At 73.5% G+C, this 8,412-nt stretch carries 7 protein-coding genes and 1 pseudogene; 5 read left to right on the top strand and 3 right to left on the bottom strand.

Features of this window, described 5'->3' with window-relative positions; translation table 11 throughout:
• Together CCN56_RS37935 and CCN56_RS37930 are read left to right on the top strand one after the other, a co-directional pair.
• On the top strand, window positions 1-1,155 hold a 1,155-nt coding region (locus CCN56_RS37935), incomplete at its 5' end, for a glycerol-3-phosphate dehydrogenase/oxidase (protein WP_086832219.1).
• 132 nt (window positions 1,156-1,287) lie between these two features.
• Window positions 1,288-2,067, top strand: a complete 780-nt coding sequence (locus tag CCN56_RS37930; RefSeq protein ID WP_179200139.1) for an HAD-IIA family hydrolase — start codon at window positions 1,288-1,290, stop codon at window positions 2,065-2,067.
• A gap of 5 nt (window positions 2,068-2,072) precedes the next feature.
• On the opposite strand, the gene CCN56_RS37925 is transcribed toward CCN56_RS37930, so the two are convergent.
• A complete protein-coding gene (locus CCN56_RS37925; RefSeq protein WP_086832218.1) occupies window positions 2,073-3,278 on the bottom strand; it encodes an aromatic amino acid transaminase in 1,206 nt (401 codons plus the stop codon).
• On the bottom strand, window positions 3,271-4,248 hold the full coding sequence (locus CCN56_RS37920) for a DMT family transporter (RefSeq protein ID WP_256962381.1): 978 nt from the start codon (window positions 4,246-4,248) through the stop codon (window positions 3,271-3,273). The genes CCN56_RS37925 and CCN56_RS37920 overlap by 8 nt, the downstream gene beginning before the upstream one ends.
• 148 nt (window positions 4,249-4,396) lie before the next feature.
• Here CCN56_RS37920 and CCN56_RS37915 point away from each other — a divergent pair, with 148 nt between their 5' ends.
• Window positions 4,397-4,891: an Lrp/AsnC family transcriptional regulator gene (locus CCN56_RS37915; RefSeq protein ID WP_086832217.1), complete on the top strand. Its 495-nt coding sequence runs from the start codon at window positions 4,397-4,399 to the stop codon at window positions 4,889-4,891.
• 293 nt (window positions 4,892-5,184) lie between these two features.
• Here CCN56_RS37915 and CCN56_RS37910 read toward each other — a convergent pair whose 3' ends face one another.
• Entirely contained in the window at window positions 5,185-6,183 is a 999-nt protein-coding gene (locus tag CCN56_RS37910; RefSeq protein WP_086832216.1) for a LacI family DNA-binding transcriptional regulator, read from the bottom strand.
• A 618-nt stretch (window positions 6,184-6,801) separates the two neighbouring features.
• Between CCN56_RS37910 and CCN56_RS37905 the strand changes: the two genes are divergently transcribed.
• Both CCN56_RS37905 and CCN56_RS37900 read left to right on the top strand, forming a co-directional pair.
• Window positions 6,802-8,058, top strand: coding sequence for an arsenic transporter (locus CCN56_RS37905; protein ID WP_086832220.1), 1,257 nt, complete (start codon window positions 6,802-6,804; stop codon window positions 8,056-8,058).
• 40 nt (window positions 8,059-8,098) lie between these two features.
• Window positions 8,099-8,412, top strand: a pseudogene (locus CCN56_RS37900) (universal stress protein); the annotation flags it as partial.

The raw sequence follows: 8,412 nt of genomic DNA, 5'->3' as shown, positions 1-8,412 counted from the left end.
GCGGGCGACCTGCTGCGCGTCGGCGCCCGCACCTCGCGCCGCACGCTGCCCCAGCCCCGTACCCTCTCCGCCGTCGAGACCCGCCACCTCGCCCCGGCCCTGCGCCCCGTCGGACTCCGCGGCGGCCTCCTCTCCTGGGACGGCAAGCTCTCCGACGACGCGCGCCTGGTCACCGCGATCGCCCGCACCGCCGCCGCCCACGGCGCCCGCGTCCTCACCCGCGCCCGCGCCCTGGAACTCCACAGCGGCGGCGCACGGGTCCGCGACGAGACCACCGGCGAGGAGCTGCTCATCCGCGCCCGTACGGTCGTCAACGCGGCCGGGGTCTGGGCGGGCGGCCTCATCGACGACGTACGCCTGCGGCCCTCGCGCGGCACCCATCTCGTCCTGCGCTCCGAGACCCTCGGCCGCCTCTCCGCCGGACTGCACATCCCGATCCCCGGCGAGACGAACCGCTTCGTCCTGGTCCTGCCCCAGGGCGACGGGCGCGTGTACGTCGGCCTCACCGACGAGCCCGTCGACGGCGACATCCCCGACGTGCCGGAGGTCCCCGAGACCGACATCGGCTTCCTCCTCGACGTCCTCGGCTCCGCCCTCGACGTCACCGTCCACCGCTCCGACGTGGTCGGGGCCTTCGCCGGACTGCGCCCCCTGCTCGACACCCGGGACTCGGAGGGCCGCACCGCCGACATCTCGCGCAAGCACGCCGTGCTCACCTCGCCCGACGGCATCGTGACCGTCGTCGGCGGCAAGCTGACCACCTACCGCCGCATGGCCCAGGACGCCGTCGACGCGGCCGTCGACGCCCGCGGCCTGACCGCCGGCCCGTGCCGCACCGCGTCCCTCCCCCTCGTCGGCGCGGCCCGCCCGGGGACCCTCGCCGGTCTCGACGTCCCGCCCCGCCTCGTACAGCGCTACGGCGCCGAGGCACCGGCGGTGCACGCCCTCGGTCTCGCGGACCCCGCCCTCGCCGAGCCCGTCGTGGCGGGCCACCCCGTCACCGGCGCCGAACTCGTGTGGGCCGTCCGTCACGAGGGCGCCCTCGACACCTCCGACCTCCTCGACCGCCGCACCCGCATCGGCCTGGTCCCGGAGGACCGCGTCCTCGCGGAGCCGGCGGCCCGCGAGGCCCTGGACCGGGCGGCACTGGTGTAGCGGAGCCCGCGTTCCAGTGGCCGGAGGAACCGCGTTCCTCGTCGAGCAGCGGACGGCGCACCTCCCTCACACCGGGGCGCGCCGGTCGCGAGCGGGCGGCAGGTCGGGGGCCCCGGGGCTACCGTCGGGTCCATGGAACGAATCCGGGCTGCCCTGATCGACATCGACGGCGTCCTCACCGTGTCCTGGAAGGCGCTGCCCGGAACGGTCCGCGCCCTGGAGCAGGTGCGCGCGGCCGGGCTGCGGGTGGCGCTGGTCACCAACAACACGTCACGGACGCGGGCCGCCATCGCCTCGCGGCTGGCCGACCTCGGCTTCCCCGTCGGTGCCGGAGACATCCTGACCGCCCCGGCGGCCACGGCGGCGTATCTGCGCGAGCACTTCCCCGGTGCTCGCTGTCTGCTGCTCAACAGCGGGGACGTACGGGACGACCTGGCCGGCGTCACGCTCGTCGAGGAGGGGGACGCGGACGTCGTCGTGCTCGGGGGCGCGGGGGCCGAGTTCGGCTACGAGGCGCTCAACCGGGTGTTCCGGCAACTGCAGCGCGGGGCGCGACTGGTGTCGATGCACCGCAATCTGTACTGGCGCACCGAGGGCGGGCTCGACCTGGACACGGGGGCCTTCCTGGAAGGCCTCGAGAAGGCCGCCCGTGTCGAGGCGGAGGTGACGGGCAAGCCGGCTCCGGCGTTCTTCGCGAGCGCCCTCGATCATCTCGACGCCGACGCGGCGCAGGCGCTGATGATCGGCGACGACATCGAGTCCGACGTGCTCGCCGCCCAGCGGTCCGGCATCACCGGCGTACTGGTGAAGACGGGGAAGTACCTCCCCGAGACGCACCGCGACGCCTCGGGGACACCCGACCACGTCCTCGACTCCTTCGCCGACCTGCCCGCCCTGCTCGGCGCCGGGTAGACCGCTCAGACGGAGCGGGCGGTGTGCGGCGTCTGCAGGGCGGTGGCGATGCCGTGGGCCAGGAACGGGATCCGGTGTGCGGGGACGCCCGCGATGTTGATGCGCCCGGCGGCCGTTCCGTAGATGCCGGACCGACGGCGCATCCGGCGCATCCCGTCCGCCGTGAGGGGCAGCATCGAGAACATGCCCTTCTGCAGGGCGAGGGAACGGGCCTCCTCCTCGTGCCCGAGGGCACGGAGATGGGCGACGAGGTCGGTCCTGTTGGCCGTGATCCGATGGCGCATCGCGCCGAGTTCCGCGAGCCACTCCGTCCGCAGGTGCTCGTCGTCCAGGATGGTGGCGACGATCGCGGCACCGTGGTCGGGCGGCATCGAGTACAGGGTGCGGGCGGCGTTCTGCAGGGCGGTCTCGACGTGCCGCAGGGTCCGCCTCGACGAGCCGAGGACGATGGCGCACCCGGTGCGGTCGCTGTAGAGGCCGAAGTTCTTCGAGCAGCTGACGGCGATCAGCACCTCGGGGAGACGTTCGGCCAGCATCCGGGTCGGCGCCAGATCGGCGGCGAGGCCGTCGCCGAGGCCGTGGTAGGCGAGGTCGACGAAGGGGACCCAGCCGTTCGTCGCGGCGAGTGCGGCGAGCTCCTCCCACGTACCGAAGGAGGGGTCCACGCCGGTGGGGTTGTGGCAGCAGCCCTGCAGCAGGACGACGTCGCCGCGGCGTGCGCCGGCCAGGTCGTCGAGCATGCCCTCGGTGTCCGGTCGGCCGGTGTCGTCGCGCCACCGGTAGGTCCGGACGGTGAGCCCGGCGCCTTCCAGGATGGGGCGGTGGTTGACGTACGCGGGGTCGCTGATCCACACGGTGGCGCCGGGGCGCGTCTGCTGGACGAGGTCGGCGAGGAGCCGCAGGGCCCCGGTGCCGGCCACGGTCTGGACGCCCGTCGCCCGCCCCGTCAGCTCCTCGGAGCCCAGCACGAGCGACAGCATGGCCCGGTTGAAGGCGGTGTTGCCCGACAGGCCGAGGTACTCCTTGGTGCCGGAACGTTCCGCCAGCTGTATCTCGGCCTCCCTGACCGCCGCCATGACCGGGGTGACCCCGGCGGCGTCGCGGTAGACGCCGAGGACGAGGTCGAGGCGCTCGGGGCGCGGGTCGGCGGCGAACTCGGCCGCCAGGTCCCACAGCGGGTCCACGGGCGGGGCGGGAAGAAGCTCAAGCATCGGGAGAGACCTTGGTTCGGGGGCGCCGGTTGGCGAGTGCGACGCCGAGGGTGATGAGGGGGACGCCGACCACGACGGGCAGGGTCGGCGACTCGTCGAGCAGGGGCATGGCGAGCAGGACGACGGCGACCGGGCTGAGGCTGCCGACGACCGAGCTGCGTTCGGGGCCGAGCCGGCGGATGGCGAACGCGTACAGCAGACCGGCGCAGAGGCCGACGCCCAGGCCCTGGACGACGAGGAAGAGCAGGATGTCGCCGCCGGCCGCCCGGGCGAGGCCGGTGGGCAGGACGCCGGTCAGGGTCAGCAGCGCGATGACGGCGAAGGACGGCAGGCACAGCAGGCCGATCGACCCGACGGGGTCGAGGTCCACCTCGCGCAGCCCCACGGTGTACAAGGCCCACAGACCGCTGGCGACGAGCAGCGTTCCCGTGCCGAGCAGGACGTCGGCGTCGAGGGCGGCGGTGTAGCGCCAGACCAGGGCCACGACTCCGGCCACGATGAGGGCGAGACCTGCCGCCTGCGTCCCGCGCGGCGCGCGCTTCCCGCCGGCGACCACGAGGGCGGAGACGAACAGCGGGACCATGCCGGGCACGATCGCCCCGACGAAGGCGGCCGACGTCAGCGATCCGCCGTACATGGCGGCGAGGAAGAACGGGACCCCCGCACCGCAGATGATCTTGAGTGCGGGGCCCGGCCGGACCGCGGCCAGCCGGCGCCGACGCCGCCACAGCGCGGGCGCCAGGATCACGAGGGGCACACCGAACCGCAGCAGGGCGGCGTCGGCGGGCAGCAGCGTGGAGGCGCTCAGCGCGCGGGCGCTGAGGGCGAACGCGGCCCAGATCATCACGGTGAGCACCAGCGCGACCATGCCCACGCCCTGGGGGGACAGGCTCCGGGGACCGGCGGCGGCGAGCACCCGCGATCCCGGCGTCCGCTCCGATTCCGACGCGACCGTTTGTGGTGCGACCACCGACGATTCCTCCCGCTCTCGACGTACGGGCGGAACCGAAAGCCGGTGTTTGCCCCGATGAGCAACACTAGAGCTTGCGCCGGGGCAGATGATTGCCAGTTCTGCCCCCTGGGCATAGCGTGAGGGCAGAATCTGCCAAGGAGTGACGATGGACGCCGTGGACTTCGAGATCATCCACGAGTTGCAGGCGGACGGCCGGCTGACCAACCAGGACCTCGCCGACCGGATCCGCCTGTCCCCCTCCCCCTGTCTGCGCCGCGTGCGCCGCCTGGAGGAGTCGGGCCTGATCAGCGGCTACACGGCCACCGTGGACCAGGTCGCCTTCGGGCTGCCGATCACCGTCTTCGTACGGATCAGGCTGGAGCGCCACACCGCCGAGGCCGTCAATGTCTTCGAGCAGCACATCGGTCTCATCGATCACATCCAGGACTGCTATCTGATGGCCGGCAGCAGCGACTACCTGCTCCGGGTCGTCATCGAGAGCCTGGAGGCGTACGAGGCCCTCGTGCGCACCCGGATCCACGCCATTCCCGGCATCGCGTCGATCGAGTCGAGCTTCGCCTTCGGCAGCGTCAAACAGTCCCGGGTGTATCCACGACCGGGCGTCCCGGCACGACCGAAGGGCGGCCGCGCCGGGAGGTGACGCACCGGGGGAGGCCAGTCGTCGAAGCCCATCGGGGCGTGCGGCGGAGGGAACGGGACGAGGTGCGCGCGCCCATGAGGGCACCGCCGCCGAGGGCGGCGGCGGTGACGGCTGGTCCTGGAACTCCACGCCGGGCACCGGTCCCTCACCGTCGACTTCCGCGAGGCGACCGACCTCGGTCCGACGGAGGAATGACCGAGAGCCCGTGAACGTACGCGAAACAGGCCGGGGACCCCTTTGCGGCTTGGTGCCAGTACGGGTACCACCACGCGTCCGCCAAGGCCCCCGCACGGTCAGGCCGGTCGGTCGCCCCGCCCCGGCGCCGCCGTGCTGGCGCGCTCCACCAGGCTCGTCGGCACGAGCTGCACGCCCGTCACCGTCTCGCCGCGCAGCTCCCGCAGGGCGGCTTCGACGCACAACTCCCCGACCTGGGCGAAGTCCTGGTGGACCGTCGTCAGCGGCGGGATGAAGGAGGACGCCTCGGCGATGTCGTCGAATCCGACGACGCTGACGTCCTCGGGCACCCGCACGCCCCGCTCGTGGAAGGCCCGCAGCACACCGAGGGCCATCTGGTCGTTGGCGACGAAGACCGCGGTGCAGCCCGCCTCCTCGGCGAGCGCGAGCCCCGCCTCGTGACCGGACTCGGGCGTCCAGTCCCCCCGGAGCACCGGGGGCACCTTCCGCCCCTCCTCGCGCAGGGCCGCCTCCCAGGCCTCCGCGCGGCGCCCCGCGGCGAAGGACTCCTCGGGTCCCGCCAGGTGCCATACGGTCTCGTGCCCGAGGTCGAGCAGATGCCGTACGGCGCTGCGCGCGCCCTGCCGCTGGTCGGTGTCCACGACGGGGAAGCGTCCGGTGGCGTCGGAGTCCACCACGACCACCTTGACGTGCGGCGGGAGCCGCAGCGCCGTCGTGTCGAGGAGGCGCACCTCCATGATGAGGATCACGGCGTCGACGGCGAGCTCGTCGAGCCGGGTGAAGGCTCCCCGCACGTTGTCCTGGGTCGGGGCGTCGAGGGGGATGAGGGTGACCGCGTATCCGGCGCGCGAGGCGGACCCCGCGATGGCCTCCAGGGTGCGCACGTTGCCGGTGCTGGACAGGCCCGTGGCGATGACGCCGATGGCGCGGAAGTCGCCCCGCTTGAGGGCGCGGGCGGCGCTGTTGGGCCGGTAGCCGAGCTCCTTCATGGCGTCGAGGACCTTCTGGCGGGTGCTCTCGACGACGGCGGGGTCGCCGTTCGAGACGCGCGAGACGGTCTGCGAGGACACCCCCGCGAGTGCGGCGACGTCCGCCATGGAGACCCGCCTCGGCCGTCCCCCGCCTCCTCGGCCCGTGGCCCGGCGGCCGTTCTCGCCCTGTTCCGTCACCCGGATCCCTCCCCCACTCGATGCCACTTCGTTCGTGACGCTCGGGTGGGAGCGTCACCGTCACGCTACCGGTGATTACGTGATCATTCCCCGTCGGCCAGCCCCCACGGGGGCCTTTTCCACCTCCGGACCGCTCGGTCATCGACGCAAGGACCCGCCCCGTGACGACCCCGTCGACGCGTGCCGCGCCAGCACCACCGCCCCGTACACGACCACGCCTCCGGCCGCGCAAGGAGGCCCTTGCGGGCCGGGGCTTCGCCGACGCGGTCGTCCTGGGCCAGAGCGCCACGACGCGCCTGGTCACCCGTCGCCCCGCCCGGGCGACGCCTCGGCCCCCGTTCGAGCCCTGTGCCCGGACGGGGGCTCTTTGTCGCGGTCGGAGTCCCGTTCGAGACGCCGCAGCGTGGCCTGGTCGGCCGCCTTTTCGGAGCGCCTTGCGTCCACCGGATCGGCACCACGTACCGTTGGCCCGCACCGACCCGCCGTGACCTGGCGTTTCCGGTGCGATTGCGTCTGCTGTCACCACCGCCCGCAAGGAGCAGGACCCTGAGTACGTCGTTCGCGGAAGCGCTGTCCATCGGGCTGCTCGTGCTGGTGCTGGTCTGTGCGGTGGTGCGGCCGTGGGGCTGGCCGGAGGCCGTGGTCGCGGTTCCCGCGGCCGGGCTGGTCGTCGTCACCGGCGCGATCTCGCCGGCGGACGCGTGGGCCGAGGCGGAACGGCTCGGGCCGGTGATCGGGTTCCTCGCCGCTGTCCTGGTGCTGGCCCAGCTGTGCGACGACGAAGGTCTGTTCCGCGCCTGCGGGGCGTGGATGGCCCGGACGTCCGCCGGGAGTCCGCGGCGGCTGCTGGTGCAGGTGTTCGTGGTCGCCTCCGTGATCACGGCGGTGCTCAGCCTGGACGCCACCGTGGTGCTGCTCACCCCGGTGGTGTTCGTCACCGCGGCCCGGCTCGGCGCCCGGCCCAAGCCGCATGTCTACGCCTGCACCCACCTCTCGAACACCGCCTCGCTGTTGCTGCCGGTCTCCAACCTCACCAATCTGCTGGCCTTCGCCGCCAGTGGGCTGAGCTTCACCCGGTTCGCCGCGCTGATGACACTCCCGTGGCTGGCGGCCATCGCCGTCGAGTACGTGGTGCTGCGCCGGTTCTTCGCCTCCGACCTGGACGCGGGTGCGCCGTCCGCGGCCGAGGTTGCGGCACCGGAGATGCCGCTGTTCGCCCTCGTCACCGTCGTCTGCACGCTCGCCGGATTCATCCTGACCTCGGTCATCGGTGTCGATCCGGCCTGGGCGGCCCTGGCCGGCGCGCTCGTGCTCGCCGGCCGGGCCCTGGTCCGGCGCAGCACCACCCCGGTCGCGATCGTCCGCTCGGCCGCCGTGCCGTTCCTGGCCTTCGTGCTGGCGCTCGGCATCGTGGTCCGTGCCGTCGTCGACAACGGACTGGCCTCCGCGCTCGGACACCTCGTCCCCGACGGCAGCTCCCTGCCCGCGCTGCTCGGCACGGCGGCGCTGGCCGCGGTACTGGCGAACGTCATCAACAACCTGCCCGCCACGCTCGTGCTGCTGCCGCTGGCCGTCCCGTCCGGCGCCGGGGCGGTCCTGGCGGTGCTGCTCGGCGTGAACATCGGCCCCAACCTCACCTACGCCGGATCCCTGGCCACCCTGTTGTGGCGGCGCATCGTCCGCGAGCACGACACCGACATCGGCCTGGGCGAGTTCACCCGGCTCGGGCTGCTCGTCGTGCCCGCCGCCCTGACACTGGCCGTGGTGGCACTGTGGGGTTCGCTGCAGCTCATCGGAACATGAGGAACACGGGGAGCACGAGGACCTTGAGGAGGACGAGCCCGTGACCGTCGTCGTCTGGATCACCGAAGGCACCTGGCCCGCCTGTGTCGACGCCGCCCGCGCGCACGCGCCGCAGGGCGCGGAGATCGTACTGCTCCACGTCAGCGGCGAGGAGGTGCCGGGCGTCGCGCACGGTGCGTTCGCCGGGCTGCTCGGCCGCGGCCACCGCGAGCGAGACCCCGGCACCCGGGTGGAGACCCTGGCGGCGGCCTCCGCCCAGCACCTCCTGGACGCCGCGGCCGACCGTCTCGGCCGGCCCTGCGCCCACGTGGAGCGCACCGGACGCGTCGAGCGCGAGGTCGTCGCAGCGGCCGA

This window comes from Streptomyces sp. NRRL B-24572, assembly GCF_002156145.1.
In the GTDB taxonomy this organism is placed as follows: domain Bacteria; phylum Actinomycetota; class Actinomycetes; order Streptomycetales; family Streptomycetaceae; genus Streptomyces; species Streptomyces vietnamensis.
This window is presented reverse-complemented; position numbering and strand designations above follow the sequence as displayed.

Excerpts from the sequence above, each read along its gene's own strand:
- CCN56_RS37930 (WP_179200139.1), top strand. The coding sequence starts at position 1,288 with ATGGAACGAATCCGGGCTGCCCTGATCGACATCGACGGCGTCCTCACC.
- CCN56_RS37925 (WP_086832218.1), bottom strand. The coding sequence starts at position 3,278 with ATGCTTGAGCTTCTTCCCGCCCCGCCCGTGGACCCGCTGTGGGACCTG.
- CCN56_RS37915 (WP_086832217.1), top strand. The coding sequence starts at position 4,397 with ATGGACGCCGTGGACTTCGAGATCATCCACGAGTTGCAGGCGGACGGC.
- CCN56_RS37910 (WP_086832216.1), bottom strand. The coding sequence starts at position 6,183 with ATGGCGGACGTCGCCGCACTCGCGGGGGTGTCCTCGCAGACCGTCTCG.